Annotated in this window: 14 protein-coding genes and 1 tRNA gene; 3 read left to right on the top strand and 12 right to left on the bottom strand. The window is 58.9% G+C overall.

What is annotated here, in order from left to right; all coding sequences use genetic code 11:
- Positions 1-9: 9 nt before the first annotated feature.
- From NQ014_RS09160 to NQ014_RS09150, 3 genes are all read right to left on the bottom strand, one after another.
- Positions 10-414, bottom strand: coding sequence for a holo-ACP synthase (locus NQ014_RS09160; RefSeq protein WP_257074950.1), 405 nt, complete (start codon positions 412-414; stop codon positions 10-12).
- Complete coding sequence (locus tag NQ014_RS09155) at positions 411-9,539, bottom strand: type I polyketide synthase (protein WP_257074948.1); 9,129 nt, start codon at positions 9,537-9,539, stop codon at positions 411-413. Before NQ014_RS09155 ends, NQ014_RS09160 begins: the two co-directional genes overlap by 4 nt.
- 352 nt (positions 9,540-9,891) lie before the next feature.
- Positions 9,892-10,089 (bottom strand): hypothetical protein, encoded by a 198-nt coding sequence (locus NQ014_RS09150; RefSeq protein ID WP_257074947.1) that lies wholly within the window; start codon positions 10,087-10,089, stop codon positions 9,892-9,894.
- A 580-nt stretch (positions 10,090-10,669) separates the two neighbouring features.
- Here NQ014_RS09150 and NQ014_RS09145 point away from each other — a divergent pair.
- Positions 10,670-10,885, top strand: coding sequence for a hypothetical protein (locus NQ014_RS09145; protein WP_257074945.1), 216 nt, complete (start codon positions 10,670-10,672; stop codon positions 10,883-10,885).
- 82 nt (positions 10,886-10,967) lie between these two features.
- On the opposite strand, the gene NQ014_RS09140 is transcribed toward NQ014_RS09145, so the two are convergent.
- Positions 10,968-11,049: transfer RNA gene (locus NQ014_RS09140), tRNA-Leu, on the bottom strand.
- Between the two features lie 223 nt (positions 11,050-11,272).
- On the opposite strand from NQ014_RS09140, the gene NQ014_RS09135 reads away from it, so the two are divergent.
- Both NQ014_RS09135 and NQ014_RS09130 read left to right on the top strand, forming a co-directional pair.
- The gene (locus NQ014_RS09135; protein WP_016422268.1) at positions 11,273-11,668 is read left to right on the top strand and encodes a hypothetical protein; all 396 of its coding nucleotides are present in this window, start codon (positions 11,273-11,275) and stop codon (positions 11,666-11,668) included.
- Between the two features lie 33 nt (positions 11,669-11,701).
- Complete coding sequence (locus tag NQ014_RS09130; protein ID WP_005511118.1) at positions 11,702-12,055, top strand: DUF3817 domain-containing protein; 354 nt, start codon at positions 11,702-11,704, stop codon at positions 12,053-12,055.
- Positions 12,056-12,089: 34 nt separating this feature from the next.
- Here NQ014_RS09130 and NQ014_RS09125 read toward each other — a convergent pair whose 3' ends face one another.
- The 8 genes from NQ014_RS09125 to clpS form a co-directional block, all read right to left on the bottom strand.
- Entirely contained in the window at positions 12,090-12,791 is a 702-nt protein-coding gene (locus NQ014_RS09125) for a non-canonical purine NTP pyrophosphatase (RefSeq protein WP_070603398.1), read from the bottom strand.
- Positions 12,788-13,549: a ribonuclease PH gene (gene rph / locus NQ014_RS09120; RefSeq protein WP_005511207.1), complete on the bottom strand. Its 762-nt coding sequence runs from the start codon at positions 13,547-13,549 to the stop codon at positions 12,788-12,790. Before rph ends, NQ014_RS09125 begins: the two co-directional genes overlap by 4 nt.
- A 68-nt stretch (positions 13,550-13,617) precedes the next feature.
- A complete protein-coding gene (locus NQ014_RS09115) occupies positions 13,618-14,400 on the bottom strand; it encodes an MBL fold metallo-hydrolase (protein WP_257074940.1) in 783 nt (260 codons plus the stop codon).
- A gap of 73 nt (positions 14,401-14,473) precedes the next feature.
- Complete coding sequence (gene murI, locus NQ014_RS09110; protein ID WP_373467718.1) at positions 14,474-15,340, bottom strand: glutamate racemase; 867 nt, start codon at positions 15,338-15,340, stop codon at positions 14,474-14,476.
- Positions 15,341-15,448: 108 nt separating this feature from the next.
- A complete protein-coding gene (locus NQ014_RS09105) occupies positions 15,449-16,123 on the bottom strand; it encodes a rhomboid family intramembrane serine protease (protein ID WP_016422263.1) in 675 nt (224 codons plus the stop codon).
- Positions 16,124-16,139: 16 nt separating this feature from the next.
- On the bottom strand, positions 16,140-17,243 hold the full coding sequence (locus NQ014_RS09100; protein ID WP_257074939.1) for a P1 family peptidase: 1,104 nt from the start codon (positions 17,241-17,243) through the stop codon (positions 16,140-16,142).
- A gap of 85 nt (positions 17,244-17,328) precedes the next feature.
- Positions 17,329-17,880, bottom strand: a complete 552-nt coding sequence (locus NQ014_RS09095) for a DUF2017 domain-containing protein (RefSeq protein WP_005511188.1) — start codon at positions 17,878-17,880, stop codon at positions 17,329-17,331.
- Positions 17,881-17,910: 30 nt separating this feature from the next.
- Entirely contained in the window at positions 17,911-18,204 is a 294-nt protein-coding gene (gene clpS, locus NQ014_RS09090; protein WP_005511165.1) for an ATP-dependent Clp protease adapter ClpS, read from the bottom strand.
- Positions 18,205-18,284: the final 80 nt, after the last annotated feature.

Genomic DNA, 18,284 nt, shown 5'->3' with positions numbered 1-18,284 from the left:
GGTGCCGGACTAGTCCAGGCGTACGACGGCGATTGCGTAGTCGCCGTCGTGCGAGATGCTTAACGACGGCCCCAGCTGCCACTCCTGATCGTGGAAATGGCGGCTCACAGCACCGTGGAGACTGATGCTCACGCGACCGTAGGCATCCGGCTGCACCTCTATTTCCCGCCAGTCCAGCTGATCTCGCGCAATCGGCGGTTGGCTGCCGAAGAGGGTCTGCGACCAGGCCTTGATGAAGGCTTCCTTCGCAGCCCAGCGGCCCGCTAAGTGACGCGCCAGCGCGCCGCCGACTATTCCGCGGCGCCTAGCTACCAGTAGCTCCGCAGGTGTGAAAACAGCCTGCGCGAACTGACTTCCTGGCATATTCAGCTGCTCTTCGAAGCCCGGAATATAGACGAGGTCTACGCCAATCATGGCTGGAGGACACCATCGATCAGACGGGCGCCGTCGGAAAGCAGAACTGCCTTTTCCAATGCAGCGGGTGAACCGAACCGACCACCGTCCGCGAGATTTCGCTCGCGTGGACGCTCGTAGAGAGCTTCCCCACCGTAAATAGCCTCATCAACGCGACGCAGACCAGCCGCTTCGCGGTTGTGCGCCGCGGACCGCCAACGCTCCGCAGCCTCAGCGCCATCGTGCTGCACTATCGCTTGGTAGAAAGCTTCCGGGTGGACGACTGCCACCAGTGCCGAGACATGTCCGAACCCGAGCGAGGTAACAAAGCCAGCCTTCAGCGGCAACGTATTGCCGAAATTGACTGCCTTCGTTGGCCATACCAGACGCGAATGCTCAGCCAATGCGGGATCGACGCAGTCCAGCGATCGATTACCTGGCACAATGCCGCTGCGCAATACCTGGGTCAGACCAATGATCTGGAACGCTGCAGCACCCCCCTTAGCGTGTCCCGTCAGCGATTTCTGAGAGACCACCAGCAGCGGGTTAGAGCGCTCGCGACCGAGTTCATCTGCAATGCGTTCATGCAGTTCGGACTCATTTGGGTCGTTGGCATTGGTCGAGGTGTCGTGCTTGGACAACACCGCGACCTGATCCGCAGTGACATCGAGTGCTGCAAGTGCGCGAGCCAATCGAGACTTCTCGCCGTTCTGAGCGGCCGCTAGCGCACCCAAACCCGGCGCCGGAATGGACGTGTGCGCGCCGTCGGCGAAGGACTGGGCGTATGCGACGACACCGAGCACGGGGAGCCCCATGTCACGGGCGATGTCTCCGCGAGCCAACAGCACCGTGCCACCGCCTTGCGATTCCACAAAGCCTCCGCGTCGACGATCGTTCGGCCTGGAGAAGTACGCATGGTCGATGCCTTTGTTTTCCATGGTGGCGGAGTCAGCGGTGGCGGCCATGTCGCCGAAACCTGTGATTCCCTCTGTGGACAGGTCATCGAAGCCACCTGCGACAACAAAATCTGCCTTACCCAGGGCAATCTTGTCGACGCCCTCCTCCACCGACACCGCTGCCGTCGCACAGGCTGCGACAGGGTGAATCATTTGCCCGTAGCCACCGACATACGACTGCATAACGTGGGCGGCAATAACATTTGGCAATGCCTCCTGCAGGACGTCATTGGCTCGCGGTTGCCCCAGCAGACCGTCGATGTAAAGACTGCGCAGCGACTCCATCGCACCAATACCTGTGCCCTGTGTCGACGACACTCGCGCCGGGTTGACCGCTTCCAGCAGTTGCGCTGGGCTAAAGCCCGATGACAGGAACGCATCAACAGTACAGACGATGTTCCACAAGCTCACGCGGTCCAGATTGTCCATCATGTCTGCCGGAATACCGTATCGTGCCGGGTCAAAGCCCTGCGGAATTTGACCGCCAACATAACGGCTCATCGCCATTCGGCGCGGTACCTGAACCGGCGTACCAGCGGCTCGTGTCACAAGCCACTGCCCTGTCTCGGCATCGAAGCTCGCAGTGGTGTTGTCCGGGTTGGAACTGACAAAAGTCTCCGCTGCCGCGCGGTCACGCACAGCAAAGCTCAACGCACGATCCAGGTAGACCGTGGTCAGCTCAGTCATCGTATTATCAACCAAATCGCCATCATCGGCGTAACGACGCACACCAACTCGCGCCAGCACTTCATCGCGGTAACGCGAAGCAATATCGCTTTCTGCCAACGGTTGCCCGTCGGCGTCGCGCCAGCCACCCTCATAGGAAATCAACCCCATTGACCAGGCTAATTCCACAATTCCTGCTGCAGAAATATCATCGACTTCAGCCTCAAAGCGCGTCCGGGAAGAACCGTACGGCCCAAGCTCACCGGCGCCCACGATGACCACCGTGTCCTCCGGAGCCGCCGCGATGTCACCAAAGGTCGGTGTTGTCTGCGGAATTGGTCGGCGAGGGCTTGGCAGACCGCTCAAAACACGGCTTGACGACGGCTCCTGCGAGCGCGCCCCACTAGCGACCTCGGAGTTTTGTGCTGATAGGCCAGCCGCCTGTGCAGCCTCCTGCGCCAATTGCGCAATGTTGAGGTCGACGTCACCCAATCCGCCGGTGAGATCGGCCTGAATCGGGCGGGTTTGTGCCTTCTTCCGAGTCTCCGAGCTCGCGAGCTCAATGAGTTCAGCTGCCATTTCTTCGGTGGAGAAAGTGCGAACTCCCTTTGCTTCCACTGCAGCAACCAGCGGATCGTTTCCACCCATCAGGTTGGTGCCTCGGACCCAACCAATCTGTGCATGAGCCAGAGTGGTGCGGGTGCGCCATGCGTCCTCCACGTTCCAGCGCGCCACCACTGCGTCGAGTGCGGCCTTGGCTTCACCATAGGCACCATCACCGCCGAAGCGACCACGGTTCGGTGAACCCGGCAGCACCACATGCAAACGATGGTCCAGATTATTGTCCCCGCCAAGTGCTGACATCCCTGCGATGAGTCGCTCCACCGACCACAGAAGCAGACGCATTTGGGTCTCGGACGCAGGACCAGCGTCGGCAAGCGAGCCTGAGACCGTAGGCGCCGCAAACGGGAATAGCAGCGTCGGTGACAGTGCAGGCTTGGTCACGACCACTTCCGCACCAATCGTCGTAGTCTGCTCGGTTCCGATCCAGTCGATAAGGGAATCCAGGTCCTGGAAGCTGGACAGGTTCGCCGGTACCACCCATAGCTTCGCCTTGCCCTGCGCATGCATACGGTAGAGCTGCTTGTAGAAGCTCAGGCGTTCGTGTCCCAGGCGTGAGGTAGTGACAACGACGGTTGCGCCCTGAGACAGCAGCTGTGCAGTTACGGCGGAGCCAATCGAATTTGGCGATGCACCGGTCACAACTGCGATGTCGGCATTCATCGGCAGTTCGTCCACATTCGTGATGGCCTCATCCGCCAGCTGGCGGTAGATACTCGCCAACTGTGTCCGTCCTGCCGCGTCTGCCTTGGCAGCCCACCACTGTGCCTGCTCGACTGCGGTTTCGTGGATACTGCCCGGCGCGGTGTCAGCCACGTCTTCATCAGCGGCTGCCCAGAGGCGTGCTAGGTCATCGCGGGAGGTGGCCCAGCGGTCGTCGAGAAGCACAGCCTTGGTGGGCGTAAACGTCGGGGTGACCAGCTTCGGCCAGTCCGCACCGAGTTCAGCAGTGACGAGATTTACCAGGTTGCTGTCGGCGTCTTCGGCATCGAAGTCAATGGCACCGGTAATTTCGTGGCCGAGTTGCTCCAGAATCGTGCGTGCAGCGGTGGCAAGAATACCTCGTTGACCAGTCAGTTTATCTGCAAACTCAGTGAGCGCAGCCGAGTCGACCATCCCAGCACTACTGTCACTTGCCGACGGCTTAGCGACAGATACACCTCGCTGCGCGGCGACCGCAAGGATTGCTTCATCGATTAGTTGGTTGAGTTCAGCAGTACTGGTTGGGGCGGCCGGAGCCAGATGCGCAAGATCACCGCCGCGCAGGGATGCGCCCTCGCGAGTACCGAGCATCATCTCAGCGCTAACTGCGGTTGCCCACCCCTTGCCGAGCTGCCATTCATTGGCCACATAGTCATCGATGTAATTCGCGCCTGCACCGGCAGGACCGGTAATCCGGCGAATACCGTCGGCAATGGCTTCGGAGAGAATCGGACCGAATGCCGAATACCCACTGGCTAAGCTATCAATCTTGTCCTTTAGATCAGCCAGTTCCGCATCTGCGGCCCCTTCGATTGAACCGAGGTCGAATTCCACTCCGAGATCGAGCAGCAGTTGATTGCGTCGGGATGAGACTCCATCGACCAGAGTCTCGATGGAGTCGGCGGCACCGAGCTGGTCGGGGCGCACCTTCGTCCATTGGCAAATAAGAACTTCCAGCGCCTGTGCCGGGCTGACGGCAATATCAGCAACTTCGGTAGCCGGAGTGGCAGCACTCGTGATCGTGGTTGCCTGTTCGGTCGTCGAGGGTTGGTCGGCAGATACTGTCGGCTCCGCTGCTCCCGCTGCTCCTGCTGCTCCAGATAGAGCCTGCGCCGCGTCCTGCTCCGGTGCCACCTCCGACGCGGGCTCAGTCTTTTCCGGCTGAATTTGGTCGCGCATAAACACTGCATCAGCATCACGTTCGAGATTGAGCACTCGAATGTCACGGCTTCGGTGACGGGGCAACTGGCAGGTGCGGGCAGCCAGGTTTGCCAGTGTGGGCGCTGTACCTACACCAACTTCAATAACGCGGCTGACGCCGAGATCCTCAAGCAGCAGATCCTGCGTTTCGATCCACCTCACCGGTGAGCAGAATTGCCAGGCCAGTAACTCGACCAGCAACATGCGGGCCAGGCGCGCCGGGTTTTCAGCAGCAGTATCAAAGTCGGCAAGGATTTGTTCCAAAATGTCTGAGTCGACGACTGCAGCCATCTGGCGGACGAACTTCTCAGTCAGCTCAAAAGAGGTCGCGGTGAGATTCGGGATATAGCGTCCCACCAGGCGCTCTGGAGTGATTTCCGCTGGCAGCAGCCGCTCCAGGTGTTTACGGAAGGAATCCACACCGTCGCGTAGGACACTGGAGTGGAATGGCACATCAATACCTGGGATACGCACGTATCCCTTGCCGTCCGAGCTGCGGCGCTCGCACTGTTCAGCCAGTGCCGCAAGCCCCGCGACGGTGCCGGCGACGGCGTACTGCTTGCCTGCCAGGTTGAGATTTACGACTTCGAGGAACTCACCGGTTTCCTGCGACAACCGATTAACAAACTCGGTGACCTCGTCCTCGCCTACGCCAATCTTGTCCGGACGCAGGGCGCACAAACCGTAGTTGGACCTCCCCTGCTCATCACGTTCGACCAGTTCATGCATGGTCAAACCGCGGCGGTAGACAACCTCCAACACGGCGTCTGCGTCAAGCGCACCAGCGAAAGCCGCCAGCGCGTTGTACTCACCGACAGAGTGTCCCGCAAAGTGAGCTGTTTCATCCAGCAGCCCTGCTTCACGGAGCTCCGCAACCTGTGCCAGTCCCAACGTCGCCATCGCAACCTGGGTGAACTGGGTCAGATTCAGAACACCTTCTGGGTGGAAATAGCGCACACCATCCACGACCACCTCTACCGGGTTGTCCCGGACAATAGCCAGTACGGAAAAGCCAAGCTTCTCTCGGGTCATCGCATCAGCCTGGTCCCACACGCGGCGAGCCGCTACGCTGCGAGTCCGAGCAGACAGCCCCATCCCCTGTGATTGAATCCCCTGACCAGGGAAGACATATGCAGTCGTCGGTGCGGCGATTACAGCAGTGGCGGTCAATACCAGCTCGCCCTCTACTGTGGCCGTGACTTCGCGGACTTCACCGGCGCCTGGACGGTCATCAAAACCACGGCGTTCGACAGAGAATTTCACTTCCTGTCCAGGCAGAACCGGGCTCAGCATAGTCGCAGTGAACTCAATCACCCGGTTGCCAATGCCGGCATCCGACGCGGCAACAGCCGCATGCTCGGCCATCGCCGACAGCCACATTCCATGGACAATAACCCCTGGTAGACCAGCTAGCGCTGCTGCACGGGAATCGACGTGGATAGGATTGCGATCGCCCGTGACACAGCTAAATGGCTCCATCGCATTAGGCGCTTCGACGGTCAACACACCGCGGAAACTCCGTGGCGTATCCGTGACCGTTGGAAATGGCACAGTATTGGTCCGTGCTGTCTCGCCGCCGTTTCGGCCACGAATGGCAAAGCGTTCACTCAAGGTGGCGAGCAGCGTATCGCCATCACGAACCTCCGCGCGCACCACAACTAGTCGCCCTAAGTCCGTATCAACGACCTCGTCGACACGCGCACTAATCCGCAACGTTGTGGTTTCCTGCGGCAGAGCCCCAATCATACGAATGTGATGCTCAAGGTGAACAAGCGCGAGCATGCCCTCAACAACATCAATGCCAGTCTCAGTACGTGCCTGCGCGACTGCCGCAAAAATCGCTGGCCAAGCATGCCCGACCAATGCGTCCGGCACCGTCGCCTGTGACTCATCGCCGGCAGCTGCAATAGTGACCGCATCGTAGTCAGCCATCGCCATCGGATCCCACACGGATTCCCACTCCGCGACCCCATCGACGATGTTTGCAAGCTCACCGCCAGCTGCAATTCGCGTCAGCTCCCGCATCGCGGCTACCGCATCCTCATGCTTGACGACGGGCACTGCGCCCACCGCTGCACTCTGGCACAGGCGAATTCGCAGTTGCGTATTCTCACCCGCAGCATCGGGCAGCGGAACGGTCAGCTGTGCCCAGACGAGGTCCTCCCCGCCCTCATCATTGCTGCCATCAGCGCCAATGGTCTCCAAAATGGCACCAGTACCTGGGTGTTCCAGGCGTTGCGAACGAGAGACATCACTTGCGTCAGATACACATACCCACTCATGTTCCGCTCCAAGTGCCAGCGCCGGATTCGGCTGCTGTCGGCCAGCCCACCAAATCACAGGCGCTGCGAGCATCCGGCTAAGAGCGTCAACAGGCGCCTCCGGCAGGTAGCCGGTATCCATCAATGCCTGTGCGGTAGCTTTTTCAAAACGACCCAGAATTTCCGCTACTGGCTCATTCGCGCGGGTAATGCCCGAAACAGCCTGCGGCCCTGGGATGATGCAGACTTGATCCGCATCGTAGCGAGAGTCATGCGCCTGCCATAGGGAGTCCGATCGCCACCAGCGACGAACCTCATCATCGATAACCGGAACGAATGGCACAGGTTTGCCAGGTGTGCGGCAGAGCTCAGAGATAAAGAAGGTGACATCTGCTGGGTGAAGCTGGGTATCCAGGTCCAGCAGGCCGGACAGTCGCGAGATTTCGGTCTGCGGCTGAGTGCGCAAGCTGTCGCCGTCGGCAAGCGCGTCAAACGTGCCCGCGTCGACTGCATTCAGTCGTGCCTCTACGCGGTCGACGAGTGCGACAAAGCGCGTCGACCACGTTGGATCGAGGAACGTCCCTTCGGGAGCACACAATTCGAGATAACGGTTCAGCACCTCGGCATACGTCATGGTGACGACATCCCCGAAGTACGGCTTCGCGGTGGCGTTAATTGCCTCGATGATCTCTGCGCGTCGTTCGGTGACCTTAGTGAGGTCACCTGCGACTTCGTCAAGCAATCTGCCTGCGCGTGCTGCGGCGTTATCAATTTCGTGGATATCAGCACCCAACTGGCTGCGCCCCGACGCCATGCCATCCATGGCGCTACCAGCGGGGATCCAGTGGTCAGTGCCGACGGTGTCGACCAGCATTTGTTTCACGGACTCAGAGGCGGTCGACTCCTTTGCTGCCATCGCAGCTGTGCCGATGATGACAGCATCGACCGGCATCGGCGCCAATCCGTACCGTGTCGACCACGTGCCCATCAGATAATCACGGGCCTGTTCTGGCTTGCCGATACCGCCGCCAACAGCAAGCACCACATCTCGCTTGCGGATCTTTGCGTAGGTGTTAATTAGCAGGTCATCGAGGTCTTCCCAGGAATGGTGGCCGCCGGCACGCCCACCTTCAACCTGCATGATGATTGGATACGGTGTGCCCTGCTGCGCCAAGGTGTCTGCGATTTCGAGCACCGACTCGATTTGTGCGATTGTGCCCGGTTTGAAGGAGACATGCGGAATTCCGCCCTCACGCAGCTGCTTTACTAGCTCAACTGCCTCGTCCACCTCAGGGATTCCCGCGGAGATGGTGACGCCATCAATCGGTCGCCCCGCTGCCACTGCGCGCGGGAGCAAACGCCGGCTTCCAATATGCAAACCCCACAGGTACGGATCCAAAAACATGGTGTTGAACTGTGCACTGCGGCCCTCCTCGAGCAGATCGGAGAGTCGCGCCACATTAGCCTCGAAGATTTCCGGCGTGACTTGACCGCCACCGGCCAGCTCCGCCCAGAACCCCGCGTTCGCAGCAGCCGCCACAATCTCAGGGTCAACGGTCGTCGGGGTCATACCGCCGAGCAGAATTGGCGAGCGCCCGGTCAACTTGGTGAACTTCGTCTCGACACGGGGCTTGTCTCCAGTGACCAGACGCGGTGCAAACTCCAGCCACGATGTCGGGTGCTCAATGTCACTCTCAGACAGGCCAGCCCTCCCCGCAGCTGTTGCCGCAGCAATCACCGCCACTCCATAGCCTTCAGCGTTACGTTCTGTCAGCTTGACGACGCCTGTGTTCGGCCCCAGATCCAAAATGGTGGTTGCCCCTTGGTCGATGAGCCCCCGTACCTCGGCGCTCCAGTCACTGGGGTCAACCAAGATTGCACGCGCAAGCCGGTCCGCCGTTTCCGCATCTAGTCCAATGCGCTCAGCTCGCTCCACTACCCATGCCACAGCAGGTGCCAGCGCTGGGTGATGGAATGCGCCACTAACTGGCAGAACTGTACATTCGGCTTCCCGCCCCTTCGGCTGCTGCGCTACGAGCTGCTCTGCTAGCTGGTCTAGTTCATCTTGCTTGCCGATAACTACGCTGGTGGTCTGCGTATTCTTCAGACCGATGACACAGCCCTGGGGGAGGAAAGGTTCCAACTCCTCGACCGTCAGGCCAGAGATGCTCATCATCGGCGCGCGCCCAAATCCGGCTACTCGGCTTCCGCGCGCACACGCCACACCGATGAGGCGAGCTAGCGCCAGAAGTTCTGCTGCCTTCTCTGGGCGAGCGACAATCTCAGCAGCAAGAACACCTTGCGAATGACCGGTTACCGCTACCGCTTCGGTGATATTAATTCCCTGCTTTTCCAGCAACTCGACAATGCCCAACTGCGCCAAGACGATGCCCGGGACGCTGACCGCAGGGTTGGTTGTATCTCCGGTAAATGGCTCGTCTGTAACGAGTGAGATTGCCCAGCCAAAGGGGTCGAAACCTGCGGGAAGCTGGCCGATAAGATCGTCGTCAAGCGGTGCGAGCAGTTCCTCAGCGCGAGTGAAAACTTCCCGTAGTTTCTTTGAGTTGCCACTGGCCATGACGCTGGAGAGAGTGTCCAGCCATGGTTGCGATTGACCGGCGAAAGTGACTGCAAAAGTGCCCAGGTCTGGGGCAGTTACGACGTTGGTCTGCAAAGTGGCGAGTTTTTCGTATTTCACGTGGCTGAGGTCCTTGTCTTGTGGAGTACGAAATGAAAACATCTTTTGTTTCCAAATCCTTGCCAGGACACTATGCCATAAATCATGAGGAATCCATCATGTTTTTCTCGCGCAGTTTCGCGGCGCCATCAACGCGAAGATAATTTGCAGCCCCAAAACGAGAGGCTGAACACGGCTGCGAAATCAGCGAGTACAACGCTTCGAAAGCGCAAGAACTTCGCAGGTAGGAAACAGTGTTCTCCTGTCGAGAAGTTGCTTGCGCTTCACCACCCTGGCAGCGCCGGCAGTGGAAAATAAAACCCGGAAGACCGAGCCAATTTATGCCCAATCGGTGATGAACATCACACCCGGAATGCGTGTCAATGGGCGCCGAGAACGCTCAATCTTTCCTCGATTAACCGCCTAACATATCCAGAATTGCGGACTCCGCTTCCTCTAAGCGCCGCTCCGACTCTTCAAGATCCTGCTGCGACTTACCATCGCGCTCGACCTTGCCGTCGAAGATTGCGCAGGGATCATCGTTGACCACAGTGTCGTCGGGAACTATGCCACGACGCGCCATGTACTCATCCAGATGCATCGAGATGCTCATGCTGCCTCCCTGCTTCTACCTTGCGATTCAAGATTCGATTCGATCAGCGTCATTGTATCGACAGATTCGATTGCCTTTTTATTCACAGCTAGCCATGCCGGACACACTTTTTACTGCTTCCCCCCGTGACAACCCCAAAATCACGGGCTGCAAATGTGAAACTGTGCGAGTTTATGACACTTTCATGCCATTTTTCGGGCCATTTGGACGGCTTGCGCTTCGCCAGCAGCCGCTTACTGCGCAGCAGGACACTTCTGGTGAAGCGCAAGCCCGCTTCAGGCAACGGCGGTGCCACCTTCATCGTCCGAAGCCCCAGCCCAAGGGAAACTCCAACACCAGCAGCCTCCGGGGGTAAGTGACAAAAAGACCGGGAGGGTATTTCTACCTTCCCGGCCTGTACTGTGCGCCATCAGGGACTCGAACCCAAAGGGGTTTTAAGTCACTATCAGGAGCGCATCAGCGCAGGTAGAAACGTTTTTAGCGGCTTCTCTGTTCTAGGGAAAACAGTAGCACACAGCCGTTTGCCCAATTTGTGCCCAATAGCAGCGAGATAAAAACAATGAAGGTGTCAATCCGGGACATGATGAAACATGACAACATCACTCTGGGAGACGTGGAAGACGGTCTTATTATTGAAATTGCAAACACCGTTTACGCCCGCATCCATGACGGTGTTCTGTTCGTGCCCTTCGATGCTGAAGCAAGTCCGAAGGAGGTAGGTATGTCCGTGGTGCAAGAGGTTATACAGCACACGGGTGCAGTACACTCGCCGAGCGGACACACTTTTGCCTATTAACCCAAAAACGCCCTGAACAGGGAGTTACCTCTAAAAACACCAAAGGCCAGACAGTAAAACACTGTCTGACCTGGGCTTATCGTGCGCCTGGGGAGACTTGAACTCCCACGCCCTAAGGCACTGGAACCTAAATCCAGCGCGTCTGCCAATTCCGCCACAGGCGCCCGTCGCGAATCCGTGATAGTTCCGTACAGTCCCCGTAAGCATGGACTACTTATTAGCCGCCTACAGGCGCAACGAACTTTCACAGCTCATTTGGACTGTACACACTTTAACGGGTTTGCCGCAGATTTCCTAATGTCCTAGCTGAATTCCTAATGTCCCATCCCCTGCCTTATCCAGCAAGCGCGCTAGCTTGGCAGGTCACGGACTAGCTATGGTGGTTATGTGTCCACTTCACAGCATTCCAATACCACTGACAAGCCAGCGAAGATTCCCACCCGTACCCGCGTGGTGCAACTAATCTTCTTGGCTCTTGCAGTCGGCGCCACTCTTGCACTCGCCTACTGGCAGCTCAGCAGGTGGAACACAACCAGCTCATTCCAAAACCTGGGCTACGCACTGCAGTGGCCCGCTTTCGGCCTGTTCTTTATTTGGGCCTACCGCAAATACATGGAGTACGAACGCGAACGCCTGAGCGGCAATAGCGAGGCCGCATTTGAGGCTAAAGACGATGTCATGACGGAAATTCCAGACGAATTCCTGCCGACCAACCCAGATGGCTCGCGAAAGGTGCAGCGTGTGGATGAGACACAATCGACGGACTCTGGCACCAACGCCTAGGCGATAACTGCTTATTCGAGAAAAGGACTTTTAGTGACCAACATCAATCCAGATCGTCAAGAGCGCGTAAGGAAGGCACTGACGTACTTCTCCGTCACCGCCTACTTCACGGGTGTGATGCTGCTCTTGCTGTGTGCCGAGATGATTTACAAGTACCTCATCCTCGACAACTCCGCCGACGCGCCGCGGTGGTTCTTCTACACCGCCCAGATTCACGGCTTCGGCTACATGGCATTCCTCATTGCCACCGTAAACCTGGGCACCAAAGCCCGCTGGGAACCAGCAAAGTGGATTATCACCGCGCTCGGTGGCGTGGTCCCGTTCCTCTCCTTCTTTGTCGAGAAGAAGCGCCGTGAGGAAGTCGAGACCGCTTTCCAGCTGAAGTAGCGGGCTCTCGGCAGCCCGAGGGCTCGCCCCAGGGCTACCCCTTAGCCTCAACCTCAGCCAGAATTTTCAGCGCCGGAGTCAAGGCACGCAGTGCACGCCCCCTGTGGCTAAAAGCGTCCTTGTCTTCGGCGCTCATTTGTGCCGCAGACAAGGCCCCCTCAGCTTCGTTGCCCTCCCCAACTGCGGGCGCGAACACCGGATCGTAGCCGAACCCATTGTCCCCAACAGGCTCGCGCAGAATGGAGCCAGGCCAGCGCCCCTCCACAACCAGCAGCAGATTACCGGCTTCATCGAGGACGGCTGGGAAACCGCCGTCGGCAAGCGCGGACGGCACCTCCTTGACACCGGGGACGACCAACGCGCAGGCGGTACGGAAGGACGCCGTACGACGCTCATCTGGGCAGTCCCCCATCTGGGCGAGCAGCAGCTCGTAGTTAGCGACATCGTCACCGTGAGTGCCCGACCAGCGCGCCGAGAGCACACCCGGCATGCCGTTTAGCTCATCGACGCTGAGCCCCGAATCGTCTGCCAAGCAGGCGTAGCCGGTGTGTGTCGCACCATCGAAAGCCTTGATGTAGGCGTTGTCCGCAAAAGTGCGACCGGTTTCGGGGCGCTCTGGGTACTCCGGGACGTCGCTAAGCGAAAGAAGTTCCACCGAATCAATACCCGCCGCACGCAGGATGCGGTCGAGCTCGACTAGTTTTTTAGAATTTCGGGTAGCGACGAGGAGCTTCACGGTAGCTCACCCGGGTACGGCGCACGCAGAACTTCCTGCTGCAGGGCGATGAGCTCACGCAGACCCTTTTCCGCCGAGTCGAGCATGTCATTCAGCTGATCGCGGTCGAAGGTGCCTTCCTCGCCAGTGCCCTGGATTTCGACGAACTTGCCCTCTGCGGTCATCACCACGTTGAGGTCGACCTCAGCGCGGGAGTCCTCCTCGTAAGGCAAATCTAGGCAGACACGGCCGTCAATAATGCCAACCGAAACAGCTGCGACTGGTGCCTTCAGCGGGGTGCCCGGAACAGCGCCCACTGCATGCAGGTAGGTCAGGGCATCAGCCAGCGCGACGTACGCACCGGTGATGGAAGCGGTTCGGGTACCACCATCCGCCTGCAGAACATCACAGTCGATGTTGATGGTGTTCTCACCGAGTTCCTTCAAGTCGATAGCAGCTCGCAAGGAGCGACCGATCAGACGGGAAATCTCGTGAGTGCGACCCTTGACCTTGCCGCGCATTGACTCGCGGGGCATGCGCTCGTGGGTAGAGGCCGGCAGCATGGAGTACTCAGCGGTCAACCAGCCCTCGCCGGAGTCACGCTTGAATCGCGGCACCGACTGTTCGACGGAAGCGGTGCACATTACACGCGTATTACCGAAAGTAACCAGTACAGAACCGGCCGGATTGTCGGTGAAGCCGCGAGTGATGGTCACCTTGCGCATTTCATCAACCGCGCGTCCATCGGCACGGCGAAAATCGGAATTAGCTGTAGTCATGCCAACTACCCTACCGCCCGGCGCGAAAGCGGTGCGACAGCTGTACGGAAACCCGATAGTCGCTGAGACTAGCCGCCTAGCTCCATGCCCAGGTAGGCCAATTCAACGTCACCGGCAAAGGTACTCTTCGCAGCACGTAGTGCTTCTTCACCGTCGGCGTATGGCGGAATGTGAGTCAGCACCAACTTCTTAACCCCCGCCAGTGTCGCTGCCTTTCCGGCCTCGTAGCCCGTCAGGTGCATATCCGGTGGGGTGCCCTCTTCGTTGCTGCACCATGTGGCTTCGCAGATGAAGATATCCGCATCCCGCGCCAGCTCCACCAATTCATCGGTCCACGCAGTATCTCCGGTGTACGCAATGGTCAGACCATCTGCTTCAATGCGATACCCAACAGCTGGCACCGGGTGGACCATGTTATACGGCGTGACGACGGCGCCTCCGTCCGCTTCGCCCCCACCGACTAACAGTGGCACACCGGGGTTACTCACAACCTGATCAAAAGTGTCTTCCAGGTTGGCATCTTCTTCACTTCCCAGTGCTTTGCACATGGTGCCTATCCGGTCGTGAATGTCTCCGGGGCCAACCAGGAGATTCCGGGAACTCGCCGGGGCTGTCGGGTGGAAGCGACGCCAGACGAGCAGCCCTGGAATGTCTGCAGTGTGGTCTGGGTGCACATGAGTTAGTAACAAATCACAAGCTGCAGGATCAGAGATCTTCTGCAATTCGGCGAGGACACCGGGACCCAAATCAATGACAAAGGTTCGACCGTTATCCAGCTCAATGAGGTAGCCAGATGCTGGCGCCGATGGGCCACCCATGCTGCCTGTACATCCCAGAACCTTCAATCGCATACTTCAAGCTTGCCATGTAATTGATCAAAAACGAGCAAAAAACCAATGGAGTGTCTGGGTTTAATAAGAAAGGTCACATTTGGGAATGCATAGTGACCTGGCTAATACCGGGCCCGAGGAAGCGCTTTGCCAGTGATGCAAAAACTTGCGGATCTCCAGTGGATTCAAATGTGCGCACAGGGTTCGGATTACTCTCCGGGCCAGCGAGCATGTCCGTCTTTGTGAGGATGCGCAGAACATCCTTCGACGTCTCCTCCGCCGACGACACTAGGGCGACGTCCTCCCCCATGGCCAGCTGAATCACACCAGACAGCAGCGGATAGTGGGTGCAGCCCAGCACGAGGGTGTCCACACCATCGGCCTGCAATGGCGCGAGGTAGCCCTCTGCAAGTCCGAGAATCTGGCGACCAGAGGTAATTCCTCGCTCGACAAAGTCCACGAATCGCGGGCAGTCAACCGCGGAGACATCCACGCCGGGCACCGCATCAAAGAGATCTTGGTAGGCACGAGAGCGAATTGTGGCGGCGGTACCGATTACGCCGACTTTTCCGTTCCTGGTGGTCGAGACCGCACGGCGCACAGCGGGCAGAATGACCTCGACTACTGGGACTGGGTAGCGCTCGCGGGCATCACGCAAAAATGCGGCCGAAGCAGTGTTGCAGGCAATGACAATCATCTTGCAGCCGCGTGCAACCAGTTCATCGGCAATCGCTTCAGCGTGCTGACGAACCTCGGCGATGCGCAGCGGGCCGTAAGGGCCGTTAGCAGTATCGCCGATGTACATAATCGACTCGTGCGGCAGCTGATCCATGATGGCACGCGCCACTGTCAGCCCACCGACGCCGGAGTCAAAGATGCCAATCGGTGCTGTTCTGTCGGGGAAGCCGCTATCCTGCGCTGTCAGCTGATTGACTGCCTGAGTTTCTGCTCCTGCTCCCACCGCTATCTGGACTCCTTATATCGTTGGACAAACACCGAAGCTCCTATTCTAGGCCGATTCCACCAGAAGCTGATGCCACGTACCTCGGGCTCTTAGCGGCGTGCACTCTTAGCCACGCGCACGACCACGCTTAAACATCACCGCAGCCCAGATGCCCGCAAGCCCACCGAAGAGGTGCATCTGCCAACTAACAGCCATCTGTGTTGGCAACACTCCCCAGATAAGACCCGAATACATCGATGCCAGAATCACGCCCAAAATAATCTGCATCACCCGACGATTCACGAAACCGCGTACGACCAAAAACGCCAGCCAGCCGTAAATCAGGCCGGACGCACCGATGTGGACGGTATTTACACCGCCGACCAGCCATGTCAGACCGCCACCAACGACCGTAATCAAGAGTGTGACCTGCCAAAATAGCCGCTTCGACGACATTGCAATCAAACCGGCGAACAACGCCCCGGGCAGAGAGTTCGCCACAATGTGCCCGTAATCTGCGTGCAGCAGCGGTGCGGTCAAAATTCCCCACAGCGTCGAGGTTTCGCGTGGGCGCACACCGAAGTTGTTCAGCGCCCCACCAAAGATGAATTCGTTGACAAGAAAGACCGTCCAGATAAGTGCCAGGTACCCGATAGCCGTACTGATGGCCGCCCCGAGCCCGCCGTCGCGATCCTGTGGAACAATCTGATTATTCCGCCGCGTCTGCACGGGACCGCCCATCGGGTACTGCGCATAGTTCTGGTAATTCTGCTGTTGTCCCGAGCTCCATTGCGGATTCATTGGCGAACTTCCTTCACTACTTGTCCAGCATCTCTGACAGCGCGGCTACTCCCGCGCGGCCTGTTGCACTCATCACGGCATCGACAATAGCCATCTGCACCGCATCGGCCGCCATCGCAGCCAACAGGGTCACCACATCCGAGCCCACGGGTTCAGCGTTTCCGCTATCCGCCGCCTCGGCCGAGCTGAGGGCAAACAGCGTGTCACCGTCCATCGGCGCATGGGCCGGCCGAATCGCTCGCGCCAGCCCATCATGACCGCACATCGCCAACCGCTTCAACTGCGCAGTTGTCACCGGCGCATTGGTTATCAACGTGCCAATCGTTGTGTTTCGCGTGCTTGCCGACGATTCCCCGTGTCCAGCCGCATCGGCGAGAAGCTTGGTCCTACCGACGAAAACCTGGTCCAGCTGGGCCAATGCCTCCTTGCTGGCACCGGCAGCCGCGGGCATTCCGTAAAGGTGTCCCTCCGGGTCAATGACCGCACCAAAGGAGTTGACCACCATTGCGGCAGCCACAAAGTACTTACCATCGGCGGAGGTCACACGGGCTTGTCCAAAACCACCCTTGATTGCCCCGGCCATAGCGCCGACACCGGCACCTACTGTGCCGGAGGGAGTGTCCTCCGGGACGTCGTCAAGCGCGTGAGACAACGCCTCGCGCCCTAGTGCAGCGGTGGGCAGCGTCGGCTCCCCCAACAGCAAGTCGAAGATGACAGCACCGGGAACGATGGGCACGAGGATATCCGGACGAGTTGGGGTGACCTCAAAGCCAATGCCGCGGTCGCGCAGTTCGCGCATAACTCCGTCGGCAGCTGCGAGGCCGTACGCGGAGCCGCCAGCCAAAACGACAGCGTGGGCGCGTTCGACGGTATTCTCCGGTGCGAGCAGGTCGGTCTCGCGGGTGCCCGGACCGCCGCCACGGACATCGACAGCGCCGACAGCGCCGCCTGGAGCGGCGATGACGGTGACTCCGGTATCCCCCTCAGCAGCATGGCCGATGGAGATGCCGTCGATGGAGTCGAGACAGCCTGCGCCGATGTCGATGCTCGTGCCCAGCGCAGCACTGCTGGCTTGGTGTCGAATGTCGGTGGGGCTGATTGCGAAGATCTCAGAATTCATTGTCGACCACGGCACCTTTCACCACAGTTCATGGCAGCTAGCCTCAGTTGATTACTGCATCTTTTCGGGGTTTTGCTCGGATTCGCTACTCACCCATGAGCTGGTCCAACAGTGACTCTTGGTTGTAGGACAGCCACTGGTACATCGCGTCGGTCTGCTCAATCTGTTCGATGGAGCCATTGAGGTTCTCCATGGAAACATGCAGGTAAATACGTAGGTCATTGATACCCGCCACCCAGGCATGGGCATCACTTTCCGAAATGGATACCTGCCCCGACTCGGCGGGCTCCAGGGCGTCGATAATCGCACGCAGGGAATGGAGCTTGCTCTCTACAATCTCCGATTCATGCAGCTGGCGCATGAGGGCGTTTTCCCCCTCCACGCTCTCCTCACCCGGCTTGGTGAAGTCCGGCAACAGTCGCGCAAGCTTCGGATCGGATGGGGCCTCGGAGTGTCCGACAGGCATTCCCGTCATTTCCGCGAGCTCATCCTTCGGCGCCGACCGGGCTCGCTCCATCAGCGAGTCCGCCACAGTAGCAGCCAGATTCAGCAGCAAATCCCGCTCCGTGCCTTCAAAAGCCGTGACGTACTTGACGCCACCGCCGAGAAGGGATCGCTTGCGCTTCCAAGGACGCATGTAAATTCTCTCCCGCTGTCGAATATCGGCTTAGTCAGCCTGCTCCATTGTTGCCCACAAGCCTGCCTTGTGGAGCTTCTTCACATCGGCCTCCACCTTGTCACGCTCACCGGAAGACACGATTGCCTTGCCCTCCGTGTGAACCGTCATCATCAGCGCGTGCGCCTTCTTTCGGTCCATGCCGAAGAGCATCTGAAACACGTAGGTGACATAACTCATCGAATTAACCTGGTCATCCCACACAATGCACTGCCAGGGTCGGTTCGATTCCGTCACGACATCGGCATCCATAGTGGGCATCGGTGTTGCTGCTGGCATGCTCATAGGCACCAGGATAGTACGGAGTGGCGCGCGCTCGCCGGAACCGACTGCCCCGGCCCGCTTCAGCCGACTAGACTATTGAC

The sequence above is a fragment of the Corynebacterium sp. 5QC2CO genome, from assembly GCF_024580435.1.
Classification (GTDB): domain Bacteria; phylum Actinomycetota; class Actinomycetes; order Mycobacteriales; family Mycobacteriaceae; genus Corynebacterium; species Corynebacterium jeikeium_D.
Note: the sequence above shows the minus strand (reverse complement) of the source record. Positions and strands in the feature narration are given on the sequence as shown.